At 73.4% G+C, this 19,480-nt stretch carries 16 protein-coding genes; 10 read left to right on the forward strand and 6 right to left on the reverse strand.

Annotation, left to right across the window (positions count from 1 at the left end):
• Nucleotides 1–50 precede the first annotated feature (50 nt).
• Complete coding sequence (locus C7456_RS03540) at nucleotides 51–3,539, forward strand: hybrid sensor histidine kinase/response regulator (protein ID WP_211306221.1); 3,489 nt, start codon at nucleotides 51–53, stop codon at nucleotides 3,537–3,539.
• Nucleotides 3,540–3,682: 143 nt separating this feature from the next.
• Here the strand turns inward: C7456_RS03540 and C7456_RS03545 are convergent, their stop codons facing one another.
• Together C7456_RS03545 and acs are read right to left on the reverse strand one after the other, a co-directional pair.
• On the reverse strand, nucleotides 3,683–4,357 hold the full coding sequence (locus C7456_RS03545; RefSeq protein ID WP_109722376.1) for a response regulator transcription factor: 675 nt from the start codon (nucleotides 4,355–4,357) through the stop codon (nucleotides 3,683–3,685).
• A 252-nt stretch (nucleotides 4,358–4,609) separates the two neighbouring features.
• Nucleotides 4,610–6,550, reverse strand: a complete 1,941-nt coding sequence (acs, locus tag C7456_RS03550) for an acetate--CoA ligase (RefSeq protein WP_109722377.1) — start codon at nucleotides 6,548–6,550, stop codon at nucleotides 4,610–4,612.
• Between the two features lie 202 nt (nucleotides 6,551–6,752).
• On the opposite strand from acs, the gene C7456_RS03555 reads away from it, so the two are divergent.
• Complete coding sequence (locus C7456_RS03555) at nucleotides 6,753–8,204, forward strand: hypothetical protein (RefSeq protein ID WP_109722378.1); 1,452 nt, start codon at nucleotides 6,753–6,755, stop codon at nucleotides 8,202–8,204.
• Between the two features lie 172 nt (nucleotides 8,205–8,376).
• Nucleotides 8,377–10,035, forward strand: a complete 1,659-nt coding sequence (locus C7456_RS03560) for an MFS transporter (RefSeq protein WP_109722379.1) — start codon at nucleotides 8,377–8,379, stop codon at nucleotides 10,033–10,035.
• 70 nt (nucleotides 10,036–10,105) lie between these two features.
• Here the strand turns inward: C7456_RS03560 and C7456_RS03565 are convergent, their stop codons facing one another.
• Together C7456_RS03565 and C7456_RS03570 are read right to left on the reverse strand one after the other, a co-directional pair.
• Complete coding sequence (locus tag C7456_RS03565) at nucleotides 10,106–10,360, reverse strand: GlsB/YeaQ/YmgE family stress response membrane protein (RefSeq protein WP_109722380.1); 255 nt, start codon at nucleotides 10,358–10,360, stop codon at nucleotides 10,106–10,108.
• Nucleotides 10,361–10,452: 92 nt separating this feature from the next.
• Entirely contained in the window at nucleotides 10,453–10,680 is a 228-nt protein-coding gene (locus tag C7456_RS03570; protein ID WP_109722469.1) for a hypothetical protein, read from the reverse strand.
• Nucleotides 10,681–10,823: 143 nt separating this feature from the next.
• On the opposite strand from C7456_RS03570, the gene C7456_RS03575 reads away from it, so the two are divergent.
• Together C7456_RS03575 and C7456_RS03580 are read left to right on the forward strand one after the other, a co-directional pair.
• Nucleotides 10,824–13,058, forward strand: coding sequence for a hypothetical protein (locus tag C7456_RS03575; protein WP_109722381.1), 2,235 nt, complete (start codon nucleotides 10,824–10,826; stop codon nucleotides 13,056–13,058).
• A 9-nt stretch (nucleotides 13,059–13,067) separates the two neighbouring features.
• Entirely contained in the window at nucleotides 13,068–14,168 is a 1,101-nt protein-coding gene (locus C7456_RS03580) for a PA0069 family radical SAM protein (RefSeq protein ID WP_109722382.1), read from the forward strand.
• Between the two features lie 3 nt (nucleotides 14,169–14,171).
• Here the strand turns inward: C7456_RS03580 and C7456_RS03585 are convergent, their stop codons facing one another.
• Both C7456_RS03585 and C7456_RS03590 read right to left on the reverse strand, forming a co-directional pair.
• On the reverse strand, nucleotides 14,172–15,104 hold the full coding sequence (locus C7456_RS03585) for a patatin-like phospholipase family protein (RefSeq protein WP_109722383.1): 933 nt from the start codon (nucleotides 15,102–15,104) through the stop codon (nucleotides 14,172–14,174).
• 457 nt (nucleotides 15,105–15,561) lie between these two features.
• Complete coding sequence (locus C7456_RS03590) at nucleotides 15,562–16,581, reverse strand: class 1 fructose-bisphosphatase (protein WP_109722384.1); 1,020 nt, start codon at nucleotides 16,579–16,581, stop codon at nucleotides 15,562–15,564.
• A gap of 135 nt (nucleotides 16,582–16,716) precedes the next feature.
• Between C7456_RS03590 and C7456_RS03595 the strand changes: the two genes are divergently transcribed.
• The 5 genes from C7456_RS03595 (at nucleotide 16,717) to C7456_RS03610 (ending at nucleotide 19,410) form a co-directional block, all read left to right on the forward strand.
• A complete protein-coding gene (locus tag C7456_RS03595) occupies nucleotides 16,717–17,328 on the forward strand; it encodes a DJ-1/PfpI family protein (RefSeq protein ID WP_109722470.1) in 612 nt (203 codons plus the stop codon).
• Between the two features lie 10 nt (nucleotides 17,329–17,338).
• Entirely contained in the window at nucleotides 17,339–17,512 is a 174-nt protein-coding gene (locus tag C7456_RS17145) for a hypothetical protein (RefSeq protein WP_170120162.1), read from the forward strand.
• Complete coding sequence (locus C7456_RS03600) at nucleotides 17,509–18,273, forward strand: NIPSNAP family protein (RefSeq protein ID WP_211306223.1); 765 nt, start codon at nucleotides 17,509–17,511, stop codon at nucleotides 18,271–18,273. Before C7456_RS17145 ends, C7456_RS03600 begins: the two co-directional genes overlap by 4 nt.
• Entirely contained in the window at nucleotides 18,270–18,674 is a 405-nt protein-coding gene (locus C7456_RS03605; protein ID WP_109722385.1) for a GFA family protein, read from the forward strand. The genes C7456_RS03600 and C7456_RS03605 overlap by 4 nt, the downstream gene beginning before the upstream one ends.
• A gap of 109 nt (nucleotides 18,675–18,783) precedes the next feature.
• Nucleotides 18,784–19,410, forward strand: a complete 627-nt coding sequence (locus C7456_RS03610) for a glutathione S-transferase family protein (protein WP_109722386.1) — start codon at nucleotides 18,784–18,786, stop codon at nucleotides 19,408–19,410.
• Nucleotides 19,411–19,480: the final 70 nt, after the last annotated feature.

Raw genomic sequence — 19,480 nt, forward strand, 5'->3', positions numbered from 1 at the left:
CAAGCCGCGCGCCGCTTCCGCCGTCCACCTCGCACGCTACGGAGAAACGCTTGGTCGCCGGCTGGCTGCTGCTGCTCGTCTCGCTGCTCTACGTGGGCCTGCTGTTCCTGGTGGCCTACGCCGGCGACCGCCGCCCGCTGTATCCGCGCCAGCCGCGCCTGCGCCCGGTGATCTACAGCCTGGCGCTGGCGGTGTACTGCTCGTCCTGGACCTTCTACGGCGCGGTGGGCACGGCGGCGCGCGCCGGCATCGGCTACCTGCCGATCTACCTGGGGCCGGTGCTGCTGTTCGTGTTCGGCTTCGGCCTGCTGCGCCGGCTGGTGAACGTGGCCGGGCAGCGCAACATCACCTCGATCGCCGACTTCATCGGCGCGCGCTTCGGCAAGTCGCACGGCCTGGCCGCGCTGGTGGCGGTGATCGCGGTGACCGCGGTGGTGCCGTACATCGCGCTGCAGTTCAAGGCGGTGGCGATGTCCTTCGGCGTGCTCGACGGCAGCCTGGCCGCGCCGCGCTCGCCGGCCGCGGACAGCGCGCTGTGGTGCGCGCTGCTGCTGGCGGTGTTCGCCATCCTGTTCGGCACGCGCAGCATCGACGCCACCGAGCACCACCACGGCATGGTGCTGGCGATCGCGCTGGAGTCGCTGATCAAGCTGCTCGCCTTCGTCGCGCTGGCCGGCTACGCGCTGTGGAAGGGGCCGGGCCTGGCGGCCACCGCGCAGTGGTCCGTCGCGCAGGTCGCCGCCGGCGGCGCGCCGGGCTTCCTGGCGCAGACGCTGCTGGCGTTCTGCGCGATGTTCTGCCTGCCGCGGCAGTTCCAGATCGCCGTGGTCGAGTGCGAGGACCCGCACGACCTCACGCGCGCGCGCTGGGGCTTCCCGCTGTACATGGCGGTGGTCTGCCTGGCGGTGCCGCCGATCGTGGCGGCCGGCATGCACCTGCCGGCGGTGCGCAACGGCGCCGCCGACGCCTGGCTGCTCAATCTGCCGCTGGCCCTCGGCGACCGCGGCATGGCGGTGCTGGCCTTCATCGGCGGCTTCTCCGCCGCCACCGGCATGGTGGTGGTGGCGGCGGTGGCGCTGGCCACGATGATCAGCAACGACCTGGTGATGCCGGCGCTGCTGCGCATCCGCGCGCTGAAGCTGGAGCAGCGCAGCGACCTCTCGCAGCTGGTGCTGCGCGTGCGCCGGGTGGCGATCGTGCTGCTCGCGCTGATGGCCTACGCCTACTACCGCGTGGCCGCCGACGCGCAGAACCTGGCGGCCACCGGCCTGCTCGCCTTCGCCGCGGTGGTGCAGTTCGCGCCGGCGATCGTCGCCGCGCTGTACTGGCGCGGCGCCAGCAGCCGCGGCGTGGCGCTGGGGCTGGTCGCCGGCTTCGCGGTGTGGTTCTACACCCTGCTGCTGCCCGCGGTGAGCGGCCCCGGCGCGTGGCTGGCGCAGGGGCCGTGGGGCATCGACTGGCTGCGCCCGCAGGCGCTGTTCCGCCTGTCCGGCTGGGACCCGGTGATGCACGGCACCTTCTGGTCGCTGCTGGCCAACGTCGCCTGCCTGGTGTTCGTCTCGCTGCGGGTGCGGCCCACGCTGGAGGAGCGGCTGCACGCGGCGATGTTCGTCGCGCCGTTCCCCGCCGGCGGCGCCGGCAGCGGCGACTGGCGCGGCCGCGTGGCGGTGGCGGACCTGCGCACCATCGCCGAGCGCATCGTCGGCGAGCGCAGCGCGCGGCGCGCCTTCGACGACTACGGCGCGCGCCGCGGCAAGCCGCTGCAGCCGCACGAGTCGGCCGACCGCGCGCTGATCCAGGCCACCGAGCGCCTGCTCGCCGGCGCGGTGGGCGCGGCCAGCGCGCGACGCATCCTGATGGGCGCGCTGTCCGGCTCGGGCCTGGACATCGCCGAGGCGATGGCGCTGATGGACGAGGCCTCGCAGGAGCTGCGCTTCAACCGCGAGCTGCTGTCCAGCACGCTGGAGAACGTCTCGCAGGGCATCAGCGTGGTGGACGCCGAGATGCGCCTGGTGGCGTGGAACCACCGCTACCTGGAGCTGTTCGACTATCCCGACGGCATGGTCTACGTGGGCGTGCCGGTGGCCGAGCTGATCCGCTGGAACGCCGAGCACGGCGAGTGCGGCCCCGGCGAGGTGGAGGAGCACATCGCCAAGCGCATCCGCCACATGCGCGCCGGCTCGCCGCACCTGTTCCAGCGCATCCGCCCGGACGGCACGGTGATCGAGATGCGCGGCCGCGCGCTGCCGGGCGGCGGCTACGTCACCACCTATTCCGACGTCACCGCCTACAAGCACGCCGAGCAGGCGCTGATCGAGGCCAACGAGACGCTGGAGCAGCGCGTGGAGCAGCGCACCGCCGAGCTGTCCGAGGCGCTGATCGCCACCGCCGCGGCGCGGCGCGAGGCGGAGGCGGCCAACGTGTCCAAGTCGCGCTTCCTCGCCGCCGCCAGCCACGACCTGCTGCAGCCGCTCAACGCGGCGCGGCTGTTCACCTCGGCGCTGCGCCAGCATCCGGGCCTCGACGCCGAGGCGGCGCAGCTGGCCGAGCGCATCGACGCCTCCTTCCGCGCCGCCGAGGACCTGCTCGACGCGCTGCTCGACGTCTCGCGGCTGGATGCCGGCCGCTACCAGCCGGAGCCGAGCAGCGTGGCGCTGGCCGACCTGTTCGAGTCGCTGCAGGCGCAGTTCGCGGTGGTGGCGGCACAGCGCGGCCTGCGCCTGCGCGTGGTGCCGACGCGGCTGGCGGTGCGCAGCGACCCGCAGCTGCTGCGCCGGGTGCTGCAGAACTTCCTCTCCAACGCGCTGCGCTACACCCGCGCGGGCGGCGTGCTGCTGGGCGCGCGCCGCGCGGGCGAGGAGGTGCGCATCGAGGTGTGGGACACCGGGCCGGGCATCGCGCCGGAGCAGCGCGAGCGCATCTTCGACGAGTTCCAGCGGCTGGACCGGCCCTCGCCGTGGGGCGAGAAGGGCCTGGGGCTGGGCCTGTCGATCTGCGACCGCATCGCCGGCATGCTCGGCCACCGGCTCGACCTGCACTCGCGCGTGGGCCACGGCAGCGGCTTCTCGATCACCGTGCCGCGCAGCGCGGCCGCGCCGGTGCGCCGGCCGCGCCTGCGGGTCGGCGGCGGCGGTGGCAACGAGCAGCTGCCGCTGAGCGTGCTGTGCCTGGACAACGACGCGGCGATCCTCGACGGCATGCAGGCGCTGCTGCGCCGCTGGGGCGTGGAGTGCCGCGTGGCGCAGGACCTGGCGCAGATGCGCGCGGAACTGGCGCGCGGCCCGGTCGACCTGATCCTGGCCGACTACCACCTGGCCGACGACCTGGACGGGTTGCAGGCGCTGGAGCGGTTGCGCGTGCAGCTCGGCGCGCTGCCGCCGGTGGCGATGATCACCGCCGACGGCAGCAGCGAGCTGAAGCAGCGCGCCCGCGCGCTGGGCTATCCGCTGCTGCACAAGCCGGTGCGCCCGGCGGCGCTGCGCGCGCTGCTGACCTCGTTGCTGCGGCGGCAGGGCGAGAAGGTGGCGGGCGAGGCCTGAACGGGGTTTCCGCTCCGATGGGAGCCGTCCTCGGCCGGGTCTGCACGGCAGTCCGGATTTTTGCCGTCATTCCGGCTTTCGCCGGAATGACGGCGAGGGATGCGTGCCGGCCTGGCAAGAGGGGAGGCCAGGCAAACCGCGCTTCAGCCCTCGTCATCCTCCGGCAGCGGCGGCAGCGCGCTCTGCTCGATCGCCAGCTGGCTGGCGGCCAGCGCCACCTGGGTGCGGTTGTTGACGCCGAGCTTGCGCATGATCGCGGTCATGTGCGCCTTCACCGTGGCCTCGGAGACGCCCAGCTCGTAGGCGATCTGCTTGTTGAGCAGGCCTTCCGCGATCATGGTCAGCACGCGGAACTGCTGCGGGGTGAGCGCGGCGACGCGCGCGGCCACCTCGGCCTCGTCGGGCCTCAGCTCCGCGGCGCCGTCGAGCAGCTGCGGCGGCAGCCAGACGTCGCCGTCGAGCACGGCGCGGATCGCCGCGACGATGTCCTCGCCGGCGGTGGACTTGGGGATGTAGGCGGCGGCGCCGTGGGCGAGCGCGCGGCGCGCCACCGGCGCCTCCTCGTGGCCGGACACCACGATGACCGGCAGGCCCGGGTACTGCCCGCGGATGTGCGCCAGCGCCGAGTAGCCGCGCGCGCCGGGCATGTGCAGGTCCAGCAGCAGCAGCTCGGCGTCCGGGTACTGCTCGACCAGGCCGAGCAGCGCGTGCACGCTGTCGGCGCAGCGCACGCGCGCGTCCGGCAGCGCCTGCAGCACGGCACGCTGCAGCGCGTCGCGGAACAGCGGGTGGTCGTCGGCGATCAGGACGTCGGGCATGGGGCGAGGAGTGGGAAGTGGGAGGCGAGAAGCGGGAGGTGCATGGCGAGGGATGAGGGGCGAGTAGCGAGGGCGCAAGCCTGGATCATCCGGCTTGCAAAGGTAGGGCGGCGGCCGCCGGTTGTCGCGCCCTCGCTACCGTCCCTCGCCCTGCCCCGATCAGCCGCCAGCAAACCTGGCCTGCAAAGATAGGGCGGCGATGGCCGCTTGTCGCGCCCTCGCTACTCGCCCCTCATACCTCGCCCCCGCCTCTCACTTGATCAGCCGCTCCTCCACCAGGCTCCTCACCACCGACGGGTCGGCCAGGGTGGAGATGTCGCCCAGCTGGTCGGGCTGGTTCTCGCCGATCTTGCGCAGGATGCGGCGCATGATCTTGCCCGAGCGGGTCTTGGGCAGCGCCGGCGCCCATTGCAGGTAGTCGGGCGTGGCGATCGGGCCGATCTCCTTGCGCACCCAGGCGACCAGCTCCTTGCGCAGCTCCTCGCTGCCGCTCTCGCCCACCACCAGGGTGACGTAGGCGTAGATGCCCTGGCCCTTGATCTCGTGCGGGCAACCGACCACCGCCGCCTCGGCCACCTTCGGGTGCGCCACCAGCGCGCTCTCCACCTCGGCGGTGCCGATGCGGTGGCCGGAGACGTTGATCACGTCGTCCACGCGGCCGGTGATCCAGTAGTAGCCGTCCTCGTCGCGGCGCACGCCGTCGCCGGTGAAGTAGTTGCCCGGATAGGTGCTGAAGTAGGTCTCGATGAAGCGCTGGTGGTCGCCGTACACCGTGCGCATCTGGCCCGGCCAGGAGTCGGTGATCACCAGGTTGCCCTCGCAGGCGCCTTCCTGCACCGCGCCGCTGGTGTCGACGACCGCCGGCTTCACGCCGAAGAACGGCAGCGTGGCCGAGCCGGGCTTGGCGGCGATCGCGCCGGGCAGCGGGGTGATCAGGATGCCGCCGGTCTCGGTCTGCCACCAGGTGTCCACGATCGGGCAGCGCTCGTCGCCGACCACGCGGTAGTACCACTCCCACGCCTCCGGGTTGATCGGCTCGCCCACCGTGCCGAGCAGGCGCAGCGAGGCGCGCGAGCACTTCCTCACCGGCGCCTCGCCCTCGCGCATCAGCGCGCGGATCGCGGTGGGCGCGGTGTAGAACAGGGTGACCTGGTGCTTGTCGATCACCTGCCAGAAGCGGCTCACGTCCGGGTAGTTCGGCACGCCGTCGAACATCAGCGTGGTGGCGCCGTTGGCCAGCGGGCCGTACACCACGTAGCTGTGGCCGGTGACCCAGCCGACGTCGGCGGTGCACCAGTACACGTCGTCCTCGCGCAGGTCGAACACGCACTCGTGGGTGTAGCTGGTGTAGACCAAATAGCCGCCGGAGGTGTGCAGCACGCCCTTGGGCTTGCCGGTGGAGCCGGAGGTGTACAGGATGAACAGCGGGTGCTCGGCCTCCATCGGCTCGGCCGGGCAGTCGGCGCTCTGGCCGTCCATCAGCACGTGCCAGTAGCGGTCGCGCGGCGACTGCATCGGCACCGCGCTGCCGGTGCGGCGCACCACCACCACGGTCTCCACGCTGCTGGTGCCGGGCCGCTCCAGCGCGGTGTCCACGTTGGCCTTGAGCGGGATCTTCCTGCCGCCGCGCACGCCCTCGTCGGCGGTCACCACCAGCTTGCACTGCGAGTCGGCGATGCGCCCGGCCAGCGAGTCGGGCGAGAAGCCGCCGAACACCACCGAGTGCACCGCGCCGATGCGCGCGCAGGCCAGCATCGCCACCGCGGCCTCGGGGATCATCGGCAGGTAGATCGCCACGCGGTCGCCCTTGGCCACGCCCAGGTGCTTGAGCGTGTTGGCGAACTTGCACACCTCGGCGTGCAGCTCGCGGTAGCTGAGGCGGCGCGACTCGTTCGGGTCGTCGCCCTCGAAGATGATCGCGGTCTTGTCGCCGCGCCGGTCCAGGTGGCGGTCCAGGCAGTTGGCCGCGACGTTGAGCAGGCCGTCCTCGTACCAGCGGATGTACAGGTCCTTCGCGTCGAAGGAGACGTTCTTGATCCGGGTGGGCGCCCTGGCCCAGTCCAGCCGCCGGCCGATCCTCGCCCAGAAGCCTTCCGGGTCGTCCACCGATTCGGCGTACAGCCGCGCGTAGTCGTCCGCGGTGATGCGCGCCTTGGCGGCGAACTCGGGCTTGACCGGGTAGAGCTTGGACATGGGACGGCCTCCTGCGGACCTGCGGGCGTGACGTTGAAGGGCGCGCCGGCGCGCGCCGTCCGCCGAGTGTAGCCCCGCGCGCGCGGGCGCACGCGGCCGCGCGCTTCGACTTTGGTCGAGGCTCGACCATCGGCGAATAGCCCTCCGCGCCGCAGCACGACCATGCTCGGCCGAACCTTGGCCCGGGGAGAGGCAAGCCACCATGACGTCGAACAAGCACAAGGCGAAGTACCGGCTGCTCGCGCTCAGCGTCGCCTGCGCGCTGGGGTTGCCGCTGGCCGCGCACGCCGCGCCGAGCGGCAAGCAGCAGGCCGCCCATGCCACGCGCGAGCAGCAGCTGGAGCAGCGCGTGAACCAGCTGGAGCAGGAGCTGGCCGAGCTGAAGGCGATGATCCAGGAGCAGAAGCAGGCCACCGCGCAGGCCAGCCAGACGGCGCAGGCCGCGCAGGCCACCGCCGAGGCGGCGCAGACCAGGGTGGCCGCCGCGCCGGCGGAGCCGGCCAAGCCGGCCTTCACCACCGCGCCGGGCATGTCGGTGGCGTTGCACGGCTTCGTCAGCGCCAGCGCGTTCGGCCAGGACAAGAGCTTCACCTTCGGCAACGGCCAGAACGCCGAGTACCCGGTGCCCGGCTCGAAGGGCTCGCTGTCCGGCTTCGACGTGCGCAACACGCGCTTCTGGCTGGACTTCAGCGGCGCCAAATTCGCCGGCGACTGGGGCGGCGGCGGCCGCATCGAGATGGACTTCTTCGGCGGCTTCAACGGCACCGGCGCCTACTCGCGCCAGCAGCCCACGCCGCGCCTGCGCCAGGCCTACATGGACCTGACCAACCCCACCACCGGCAGCACGGTGCGCATCGGCCAGCAGTGGGACCTGATGTTCCCGCTGGACAACGTGCCGGTCTCGCTGGCGCACATCGCCTTCCCGCTCGGCTTCGCCGCCGGCTTCGTCGGCTGGCGCTTCCCCGGCGTGGTATGGATGCAGGAGCTCAACCACGGCAGCGACGGCGCCAAGTGGCGCCTCGACCTGGGCGCGTTCGACGGCTCCTGGAACGGGCCCAACGGCGCCACCAACAACACCAACTGGCTGACCGGCGGCAACGCCGGCTTCCGCCCGCAGGTGGAGGCGCGCCTGCGCGTGCAGGACAAGACCTGGCTGGCCTACCTGGTGGCGCACTACAGCGAGATCGACCTGAAGGGCGTGGACGGCAGCGCGCCGACGCCGGTCAAGGACAAGGTCAAGAGCGTGGGCTACGAGGTCGGCGGCAAGTGGAAGCCCGGCCCGTGGCTGCTGCAGGGCCTGGTCTACACCGGCAAGGGCCTGGGCGAGATCTTCGGCGACCTGTCGCAGTTCGGCGACATCAAGGAGACCGGCGGCTTCGTGCAGGCCGGCTACAGCTTCACGCCGAACTGGAGCCTCAACGCCTTCTACGCGATCAGCAAGCCGGACAAGGACGACGTGGTCGACTGGCTCGGCAACGGTGCCTCGGGCCTGCTGAAGAACCGCCAGGCGGCCCTGAGCCTGCAGTACGCGGCGGGCGCCTACGAGCTGGGCCTGGAGTGGATGTACGACAAGCTCGACTCCACCAGCGACGGCGTGACGCGCAGGACCACCAAGGGCAACCAGGTGAGCCTGAGCGGCCTGTACAAGTTCTGACGCGCGCGGCCGGCGGCGCGCCCGCGGGCACGCCGCCGCCACGCGCGGTTTGCGCACCGCCGGCACGGAGCCGGCGCGCGGGGAGGCGTCGGCGGGGGAGACGCGGCCGCCTCCAGCACGGCCGGCCTGGCGGTCAGGCGGACCGCTCCATCACCTCGGGGAGGCATCCATCATGGCGACAACCGCGATCGACGCGCGCGGCGGCGCGCTCGATACCAGCCACAAGCGCGTGATCCTGGCGTCCAGCCTGGGCACGGTGTTCGAGTGGTACGACTTCTACCTGTACGGCTCGCTCGCCGCGATCATCGGCAAGCAGTTCTTCACCGGCCTCAACGAGACCAGCGGCTTCATCTTCGCGCTGCTGGCCTTCGCCGCCGGCTTCGCGGTGCGGCCGTTCGGTGCGCTGGTGTTCGGCCGGCTGGGCGACCTGGTGGGGCGCAAGTACACCTTCCTCATCACCATCGTGATCATGGGCCTGTCCACCTTCCTGGTCGGCGTGCTGCCCAACTACACCGCGATCGGCGTGGCCGCGCCGGTGCTGCTGATCGCGCTGCGCCTGCTGCAGGGCCTGGCGCTGGGCGGCGAGTACGGCGGCGCGGCCACCTACGTGGCCGAGCACGCGCCGCCGGGCAAGCGCGGCCTCTACACCAGCTTCATCCAGATCACCGCCACCTTCGGCCTGTTCCTCTCGCTGCTGGTGATCCTGGGCACCAAGCTGTGGCTGGGCGAGGCGTTCGACACCTGGGGCTGGCGCGTGCCGTTCCTGATCTCGGCGGTGCTGCTGGCGGTGTCGGTGTACATCCGCCTGCAGCTGGCCGAGTCGCCGGTGTTCCAGCAGATGAAGGCCGAGGGCAAGCACTCCAAGGCGCCGCTCACCGAGTCGTTCCTGCGCTGGGGCAACCTCCGGCTGGTGATCCTGGCCCTGCTCGGCGCCACCGCGGGCCAGGCGGTGGTGTGGTACTGCGGGCAGTTCTACGCGATGTACTTCCTCGGCACCACGCTGAAGATCGACGCCACCGCGACCCAGCTGCTGATCGCCGGCGCGCTGCTGATCGGCACGCCGTTCTTCGTGTTCTTCGGCTGGCTGTCGGACAAGGTCGGGCGCAAGCCGGTGGTGCTGGCCGGCTGCCTGCTGGCGGTGCTCACCTACTTCCCGATCTTCAAGGGGCTCACCCACTTCGGCAACCCGGCGATCGAGGCGGCCGCCGCGTCCGCGCCGGTGCGCGTGCAGGCCGACCCGGCCAACTGCCACCTGCAGATCGACCTGATCGGCAAGAAGGTGTTCACCAGCTCCTGCGACGTGGCCAAGAGCTTCCTGGCCAAGAAGGGCATCCCCTACGAGAACGTGGCGGCCGGCCCCGGCACGCTGGCGGTGGTGTCGGTGGGCGAGCACGACTTCCCCTCGTTCGAGGGCGGCGGCCTGTCCAAGGCGGACTTCGCCGCGCAGAGCAAGGCCTTCGGCGAGCAGGTCGGCGCCGCGCTCACCGCGGCCGGCTATCCGGCCAAGGCCGAGCCGGCGCAGGTGAACTACCCGATGGTGCTGCTGCTGCTGACCCTGCTGGTGATCTACGTGACCATGGTCTACGGCCCGATCGCCGCCTGGCTGGTGGAGATGTTCCCCACCCGCATCCGCTACAGCTCGATGAGCCTGCCCTACCACATCGGCAACGGCTGGTTCGGCGGCTTCCTGCCGCCGGTGGCCTTCGGCATCGTCGCCGCCACGGGCAACTTCTACGCCGGCCTGTGGTATCCGGTGGCGGTGGCGCTGATGACCTTCGTGGTCGGCCTGCTGTTCGTGCGCGAGACCAAGGACGTGGACATCACCGCCTGACGTTTCCCGCCGGGAAAAGCGAAGGGCGCGCCGCGCGGGGCGGCGCGCCCTTCCTGTCCGCGTCCACGGGCTAGACGCGCCGGATCAATCCGATGATCACCAGCAGGATGATCGCGCCGATCAGCGCGTTGATGATCGCCGCAACGATGCCGCCGCCGATCACGATGCCGGCCATCGGCAGCAGCCAGCCGGCCAGGAAGGCGCCGACGATGCCCACCACGATGTTGCCGAGCAGGCCGAAGCCGAAGCCGCGCACGATCAGGCCGGCCAGCCAGCCGGCGATCGCGCCCACGATGAGAAAGACGATCAGACCCGATGCCGTCATCGCCGTACTCCTTGGGGTTGGGAAGACGAGGCCCGGCGTACCGGGCCGGCGGCAGCTTCCGAAGCGGCGCGTGCAGCCGGCGTGACGGATGCCTAACGGTCGTTCAGGGTCGGCTTGCCCTCGCGCAGGCGGGCCAGGTCGTAGTCCGACAGCGTCTCCTCGCGCGCGCTGGCGTCGATGCGCGCCTGCGCGAAGGCGAACACGGTGGCGATCGAGCCGAGGATGGCCAGCAGCAGCCAGGCCGCCATGGCGCCGCCGCTGTGGCGGGTGCAGCACAGCAGCACGGACAGCGCGGTGGCGGCGAGCAGGATCCAGCGCATCGGGAGCACCTCGTCGGCGGGCAGCGGCGCTTCCCCGGCGCCGTCGCGCGCATCATACGTCCGCCGCGTGCGCGCGGCAGCGAAAGCCGTCGCGCGGCGCGCGTAAGATCGCCCCACCGGCGCCGCCTCCCCGGGAATGCCGCATGCCGTCCGCCCGCCGCCACCGCTCCCTGCTCCGCCGCCTCTACCGCGGCCTGCTGCGGCTGGCCGGCTGGGTGGCGATCGTGCTGGACCACCTCAAGCCGGTGCGGGTGCCGCTGCTGGTGCTCGCCGTGGCGGTGGCCGCGGTGCTGGGCGTGGACCAGGTGAGCGAGCTGTTCCTGATCGCGCTGTGGACCGACCCCGACACCGGCCGCTACCTGTGGCTGCTGGCCGGCGCCGCGCTGGCGGGCCTGGCGGTGTGGTACGAGGCGCGGCACGCCTACCGCATGGTCTACCCGCGCTGGCCCGCGTTGCAGGACCCGCGCGCGCGGGGCCTGCGCGAATGGCTGCCGCGCGTGCTCGGCGCGGCGGTGCCCACGCTGGTGCTGCTCGGCTACCTGGTCGCCGTGCGCCGCGTGCCCGACGGCCTGTGCCGCGCGGTGGGCGACTGCCTGCGGCGCGACCTGCGCGCGGCCGGCCTGCTGCTGGAGACCGCCGCGCTGACCGCGTTCTTCGTCGGCCGCCGGCCGCTGCTCGACCGCTGGTGCGCGCACCGCGGGCGGCCGCCGCTGCTGGCGCCGCGGCCCGCGCTGGAGCCGCGCGCGCGGCGGCTGCGCGAGCTGGGCCGCGCGCCGCGGCGCATCCTGGCCGGCGCGCTGCTGCTCAACGTGGCGGTGACGGTGCTGATCGGCTGGCGGCCGACCCTGCTCGACGGCGGCGGCCCGCTGGCGATCCTGCTGCTGGCGGCGGCCTTCCTCGCGCTCTCCGGCGGCCTGCTGTGCATGCTCGCCGACCGCCGCGGCTGGCCGCTGCTCAGCGTGCTGCTGCTGGTCACCGCGGCGCTGCACGCGCTGCACCTCAACGACAACCACCGCGTGCGCCAGTACCCGGCGATGAGCACGCACCAGCATCCGGCGCCGCCGCCGCCGGACGCGCGGCCGCGCTTCGACGACTACGCGCAGGCCTGGCTGGCCGACCGCTGCGCCGGCCGCGCGGTGTGCCCGGTGGTGCTGGTGTCCGCCGAGGGCGGCGGCATCCGCGCGGCGGCCTGGACTGCGCTGGTGCTGGGCCGGCTCACCGAGCGCGTGCAGGCGCTGGCGCCCGCGCCGGGCGAGCCGTGGCTGGCGCGCCACCTGTTCGCCGGCAGCGGCGTGTCCGGCGGCAGCCTGGGCCTGGCCACCTACGTCGGCCTGCTGCGCGCGCCGCCGGACGGCGCGCCGCTGGACCGCCGCGCGCAGGCGCTGCTCAGCCACGACTTCCTCGCGCCCGCGCTGGCCAACCTGTTCTTCGTCGACTTCACCCAGCGCTGGCTGCCCGGCGCCTGGTTCGACGACCGCGCCCGCGCGCTCACCCGCGCCTGGGAGAACGCCGCGCGCAAGCAGGGCGTGGCCGCGTTCGCGCAGCCGTTCGCCGCGGCGTACCTGCGCGCGGACGGCACGCCGGACACCGCGGCCCCCGCGCTGTTCCTCAACAGCACCACCGTGGCCGAGGGCCGGCGCTTCGTCCAGCACCCGTTCCAGCCGCTGGCCACGCCGCAGCGGCAGCCGTGGACGGCGGCCTACGACGGCGCGGCCTGGCTGGACCCGCGCGTGCCGCTGAGCGAGGCGGTGCTCAACAGCGCGCGCTTCACCTACATCAGCCCGGCCGGCACGCTGGAGACCGCCGGCGACCCGCGCCCGGTGCCGGCCACGCTGCAGCTGGTGGACGGCGGCTACTTCGAGAACTCCGGCGCCACCACCCTGCTGGAGGTGATGCGCCTGCTGCGCGGCCTCGCGGCGCAGCGCGGGCAGCGGCTGCGCTTCATCGTGCTGCACATCAGCAACGACCCGCAGCTCAGCGACTTCGTCGACCGCCACGACCGCGCGCGCTTCATGCCGTTCTATTCCGCCGACTGCCCGGCGCCCGCGCCGCTGCCCCCGTCGCGGCCGAGCGGCGAGGCCGCTGCGCCGCTGCGCGCGCTGCTCGACACGCGCAGCGCGCGCGGCGGCTACGCGCGCGCCCAGCTGCTCGGCGCGCTGCACCCGGACGAACGGGAGCCGGCGCGCGGCGACCTGCTCTGGCACTTCCGCCTGTGCGGCGGCGGCTACCCGATGCCGCTGGGCTGGACCATCTCCGCCCCGGTGTTCGAGGCGATGCGCCGCCAGCTGGAGGCGAACTACCCGCTGGACGCGATGGCGCGCGCGCTGCGCGAGCAGCTCGCGCCGGATGTCGCACGGGATGAGACGTCGCCGCGCTAGGCTCGCGGGATGTCCGCCACATCCGCCGACCCCTTCGGCCCGCGCGCCTGGAAAGGCCGCGGCGCCGCGTCCAACCCGGAAGGGCGCTTCGAGTCGATCCGCCACCAGGCGGAGGACGACGGCTGGCAGAGCGCGCTGCTCGACCAGGCAGCGCCGCGCCCGCGCACCGAGGTGACGGAGGAGCGCGCGCGCAGCGTGATCACCCGCAACGACTCGCCCGACATCGCCTTCGAGCAGGCGATGAACCCGTACCGCGGCTGCGAGCACGGCTGCATCTACTGCTTCGCGCGGCCCTCGCACAGCTACCTCAACCTCTCGCCGGGCCTGGACTTCGAGACCCGGCTGCGCGCCAAGGGCAACTTCGCCGAGGTGCTGCGCGCCGAGCTGGCCCGGCCCGGCTACGTGCCGAGGCCGATCAACATCGGCAGCAACACCGATCCCTACCAGCCGGTCGAGAAGAAGTGGCGGCTCACCCGCGCCGCGCTGGAGGTGCTGCTCGAATGCCGCCACCCCTGCACCCTGGTCACCAAGAACGCGCTGGTCGAGCGCGACCTCGACCTGCTCGCGGCGATGGCGCGCGAGCGGCTGGTGCAGGTGTTCGTCTCGGTCAACTCGCTGGACAACCACCTCGCCGCGAAGCTGGAGCCGCGCGCCAGCGCGCCGCACCGGCGGCTGAAGGCGATCGGCGCGCTGGCCGGGGCCGGCGTGCCGGTGGGCGTGCTGGTGGCGCCGATCATCCCCGCGCTCAACGACCACGACATGGAGGCGGTGCTGGAACGGGCGCACGCGGCCGGCGCGCGCTGCGCCGGCTACACCGTGGTGCGGTTGCCGTGGGAGCTCAAGCGGCTGTTCCGCGAATGGCTGGCGCTGCACGCGCCCGAGCGCGCCGCGCACGTGATGAGCCTGGTGCAGCAGATGAACGGCGGCCGCGACTACGACAGCGACTTCCGCACCCGCATGCGCGGGCAGGGCGTGTTCGCCGAGCTGCTGCGCCGCCGCTTCGAGCTCGTCTGCCGCCGGCTCGGCTACGGCCGCGCGCGCGAGCTCAGGCTCGACGCCTCGCGCTTCGTGCCGCCGCGCGAGCCCTCGCCGCAGGGCGAGTTGTTCTAGGCCTCAGCGCCCGGCGCGCGCGGCCAGGTCGGCGGCGCCCTGGCGCGCCTCCTGCAGCGCGGCGAGCCTGGCGCGGATGGCCGGGACCGCCGCCAGCGCGGCCTGCTCGCCGGCCAGGATGGCCTGGTGCTTCTGCGCGAAGTCGGCGGCGCCGATGCCGTCCACGCGCGGGCGGATCACCACGTCGGCGCGCTGCATCTCCTGCGCGCCGAGCTGCTGGCCCATGATGCTGATCGACTGGCCGAGGATGCCGAGCATGTCCTGCGGGCTGCGGCCGTCGGCCTTGCTGGAGATGTCCACCGCGATCACGAAGTCGGCGCCGAGCTGGCGCGCGGCGTCCACCGGCACCGGGCTGCTCAGGCCGCCGTCGACGTAGTGGCGGCCGCCGATCGCGGCGGGCTCGAACACGCCGGGGATGCTGCAGGAGGCGCGCACCGCCTGGCCGGCGTCGCCGCGCACGAACACCGTGCGCCGGCCGCTCTCCAGCTCGGTGGCGACGGCGGCGAAGGGGCGCGGCAGGCGCTCGATCGGGCGGCGCTGCAGCAGCCCGTCCACGTAGTCCTGCAGCGCCTGGCCCTGCACCAGGCCGCCGGCGAACAGGTGCACGTCGCGCAGCTTCGTCTCGTCCAGCGCGAAGGCGGCCCGCTGCAGTGCGAAGGCGTCCATGCCGCCGGCGTACAGCGCGCCCACCACGCTGCCGGCGCTGGTGCCGGCGACCACGTCGACGTGGATGCCGCTGGCCTCCAGCATCTTGATCACGCCGATGTGGGCGAAGCCCTTGGCCGCGCCGCCGCCCAGCGCCAGGCCGACCTTCGGCGGCGGCACCACGACGGCGGGCGCCGGCGGCGGCGCGGGCTTGCCATGGCCGAGGCAGGCGCACAGCAGCAGGCTGGCGAGCAGGGGCAGGAGCGGCTGGAGGCGGCGCGGGAGCGTCATCGGTCGACGGTCAGGAGGAAAAAAGACCGCCGGCCTGGCAGGCCGGCGGCTGGCGGGCGAGTGTACGGCCGCCGGCGGGCGACGCGATGGCGGAACGGGGCGCGCCATTGGGCGTTCGCTCAGCCGGGTACCGGCGCTCGGGTGCGGCAGGCCGTGGGCGGGAGACGGGAGCCGGCCGGCATCCCGTGTGCGTGCCGCGGCGATGCGAAGTTCGGGGGACGGCCAGGGGCCTGCATCGTCGTCCTGCGGCGCAGGCCGGGCGGCGCGCGGGCGGTTGCATGGCGGGCCGATCGGGCGGTGCGAAACGGGTCGACTGGCGGCGGTCGCCCGGCCGGGCCGTGTCGCCGCTGGATTCCGGCCGGCGCCGGAATGACGAGCAAGAGCCCCGCGCGGCGGCGGGTGGCGCGCCGCGGGCGTGGGTGGCGCGACCCAGATGGCGGGCGCCGCGCCTTCCGCCTCAGACCGCCGCGTCCGCCTCGACGTGGTAGTGCGTGGCCAGCTCGATCTCCTTCTTCGAGCCGAGGAACACCGGCACGCGCTGGTGCAGGGCGGTGGGCTGCAGGTCGAGGATGCGCTCGCGCCCGGTGCTGGCCGCGCCGCCGGCCTGCTCGACGATGAAGGCCATCGGGTTGGCCTCGTACATCAGGCGCAGCTTGCCGCTCTGGCCCTTGGCCCTGAGCTTGGCGTCCAGCGGGTAGAAGAACACGCCGCCGCGGGTGAGGATGCGGTGCACGTCGGCCACCATCGAGGCCACCCAGCGCATGTTGAAGTCCTTGCCGCGCGGGCCGTCCCTGCCGGCCAGCAGCTCGCCGACGTAGCGCTGCATCGGCGCCTCCCAGTGGCGCTGGTTGGACATGTTGATGGCGAACTCGGCGGTCTCCTCCGGGATGCGGATGTCGCGCCGGGTCAGCACGAAGCTGCCCACCTCGCGGTCGAGGGTGAACTCGTGGCTGCCGTGGCCGAAGGTCAGCACCAGCAGGGTGGACGGCCCGTACACCACGTAGCCGGCGGCGAGCTGGGCGGTGCCCGGCTGCAGGAAGTGCTCGGCCTTCGGCTCGGTGACGCCGTCGGGGCAGCGCAGGATCGAGAAGATCGTGCCCACCGAGATGTTCACGTCGATGTTGGAGCTGCCGTCCAGCGGGTCGAACAGCAGCAGGTGGTTGCCCTTCGGGTACATGTCCGGGATCGGCTGCGGGTCCTCCATCTCCTCCGAGGCGCAGGCGGCGAGCTGGCCGCCCCAGGCGTTGGCCTCCAGCAGGATCTCGTTGGAGATCACGTCCAGCTTCTTCTGCGCCTCGCCCTGCACGTTGTCGGTGCCGGCGTTGCCCAGCACGCCGCCCAGCGCGCCCTTGCCGGTGGCCACGCCGATGCGCTTGCAGGCGCGCGCCACCACCTCGATCAGCAGCGACAGCTCGGCGTTGATGTGGCCGGCGCGGCGTTCCTCGATCAGGAACTGGATCAGCGAAATCGGCTTCATGTCGGGTCCATGGCGTCGAAGAAGGAACGCGCATTGTCCGGGCTGCGGCTGAACCGCGCCAGCGCGCCCCCCTGCTGACAACACGCTGGCAGCAGGGGGCGCGCATCCTGCCGTTCCACGATGGAGGGCAAGGGCATGCGCGACACGGTCTATTTCCTGGTCTTCGAAGGCTACGCCGACTGGCAGGCGGCGCTGGCGCTGTGCGAGATCCGCCGCCCGGGCGACTGGCGGCTGCGCACGGCGGGCTTCGACCGCGCGCCGGTGCGCTCGATGGGCGGGCTGGCGACGCTGCCCGACCTGGCGCTGGCCGGGCTGGATCCGGCCGACGCCGCGCTGGTGATCGTCCCCGGCGGCCACCTGTGGCAGCGCGGCGAGGGCGAACCGGCGGTGGCCGCGCTGCGCCGCGCGCACGCGGCCGGCGCGGTGGTGGCCGGCATCGACAGCGGCGTGCTGGCGCTGGCCCGCGCCGGCCTGCTCGACCATTGCCGCCACACCGGCAACTGGCCCGGCCACATCGACGGCCTGGTGCCCGGCTACGCCGGCGCCGCGCAGTACGACGCCTCGGTGCTGGCGGTCAGCGACGGCGGCACCATCACCGCCAGCCACCTGGGCAGCGTGGAGTTCGCGCGCGAGGTGATCCGCACGCTGGACCTGTACGGCCCGACCGACCGCGAGCACTGGTACCGCCTGTTCAAGCACGCCCAGCTGCCGCCCTGGTGCGTGGGCGAGACCGCGGCGGCGGCGTGAGGGCGGGGCGATGACGACGGCATCCCGCATCGATCGCGTCCTGCGCGCCTACCGGCCGCTCTACCTGCGCGGCACCCTGGTGGAAAACCAGCCCCACCTGCCGCCGCCGCGGCGGTCCGCCGCGGCGCGGCCGCGCCTGCTGCTGCTGGCGCTGGTCGCCGTGCTGCGCCGGGGGCGGCCGTGAGCGGCGTGCTGGAGCTGCGCCAGTACACCCTGCGGCCGGGCCAGCGCGAGCGGCTGGTCGAGCTGTTCGAGCGCGAGTTCGTCGAGTCGCAGGAGGCGCTCGGCATCACGCTGCCCGGCCAGTTCCGCGATCTGGACGACCCGGACCGCTTCGTTTGGCTGCGCGGCTTCGCCGACATGCCTGCGCGCGCGGCGGCGCTGGCAGCGTTCTACGACGGCCCGGTGTGGCGCGCGCACCGCGCGGCGGCCAACGCCACCATGATCGACTCCGACGACGTGCTGCTGCTGCGCCCGCTGTGGGACTTCGACCTGCGCGGCCTGCGCCGGCCCGCGCACGGCGAGGCGGCGCCGGCCGGAATGGTCGCCGCCACCGTCTGCGCGGTGCCGCCGGCCGCGGCGCGGGCGCTGGCGGAGGACTTCGACGCGCGGCTGCGCCCGCTGCTGCAGGCGCACGGCGCGCACGTGCTGGCCAGCTGCGTCACCGGGACCGCGCGCAACAACTTCCCGCGCCTGCCGGTGCGCGAGGGCGAGCACGTGTTCGTCTGGTTCGCCGCCTTCGCCGACGCCGCGGCGCACGCGCGCCATCTCGCCGCGCTGGCCGCCGACCCGGCCGCGCGGGGCGCGCTGGCGGCGTGGTGCCTGCGCCTGGAGGCCGCGCCGCTTACCCTGCGCCTGGCGCCGACGCCGCGCTCGCTGCTGCGCGGCGCCACGCCCCTTCCGTCCGCCACCATGCCGGCCCGGCCGGCGAGGGAGAACGCATGAAGAAGACCTACCACGGCAGCTGCCACTGCGGCGCGGTGCGGTACGCGGTCGACCTCGACCTCGCCGCCGGCACCGGGCGCTGCAACTGCTCGATCTGCGCCAAGACGCGCCACTGGGGCGCGATCGCCAGGCCGCAGGACTTCCGCCTGCTGGGCGGCGAGGAGGCGCTGGCCGACTACCGGTTCGGCACGCGGAGCGTGCACCACCTGTTCTGCCGCCACTGCGGCGTGCGCCCGTTCGGGCGCGGCCACGTGGAGGCGCTCGGCGGCGACTACGTGTCGGTCAGCCTGGCCTGCCTCGACGACGTCGAGCCGCAGGAGCTGATCGACGCGCCGCTGCGCTACGCCGACGGCCGCCACGACAACTGGCGCAACCCGCCGGCGGAGACGCGGCACCTGTGAGGAAGGCGCGCCGTCCGGGCCGGCATCCGCCGGGTCGTCCGCGCGGCCCCTGCGTCCCGCGTGGACAATCCGTCCGTCACACCTGAGCGAATCCGCACCAGGAGCTAGCATGACCCACCAGGACCGCCATGTCGTCTTCTACCATGCCCCGCAGTCGCGCTCGCGCGGCACGCTGAACCTGCTGGAGGAGCTGGAGGCCGACTACGAGCTGCGCGTGCTCGACCTCGAAGCGACCCGGCAGCCGGCCTATCTGGCGGTCAACCCGATGGGCAAGGTGCCGGCGATCCTGCACCGGGGCATGCTGGTCGCCGAGCAGCCGGCGGTGATGATCTACCTGGCCGACCTCTACGCCGACCGCGGCCTGGCGCCGGCGCTGGACGACCCGCTGCGCGGGCCGTACCTGCGCTGGCTGGTGTTCTACGGCTCCTGCTTCGAGCCGGCGCTGATCGACCGCTCGATGCAGCGCGAGCTGGCGCCGCCCTCGCGCTCGCCCTACGGCAGCTGGGACGACGTGATGAACGCGCTCACCGGCCAGCTCGCGGCGGGGCCGTGGCTGCTCGGCGGACGCTTCACCGCGGCCGACGTGCTGTGGGGCACGGCGCTGCACTGGACCATCGGCTTCAGGCTGGTGCCGGAGCTGCCGCTGCTGCGCGAGTACGTCGACCGCGTGCACGCCCGACCCGGCATGCAGCGGGCCGCGGCCAGGGAAGAAGCGCTGCGCGCCGGGCGGAGCTGAAGGCCATGCGCCGCGCGCGGCGGGGGGACTTCCGTCGCAGGCGCTGCGACGCGCTTCGCGGCATCATCTG

This window comes from Fulvimonas soli (genome assembly GCF_003148905.1).
In the GTDB taxonomy this organism is placed as follows: domain Bacteria; phylum Pseudomonadota; class Gammaproteobacteria; order Xanthomonadales; family Rhodanobacteraceae; genus Fulvimonas; species Fulvimonas soli.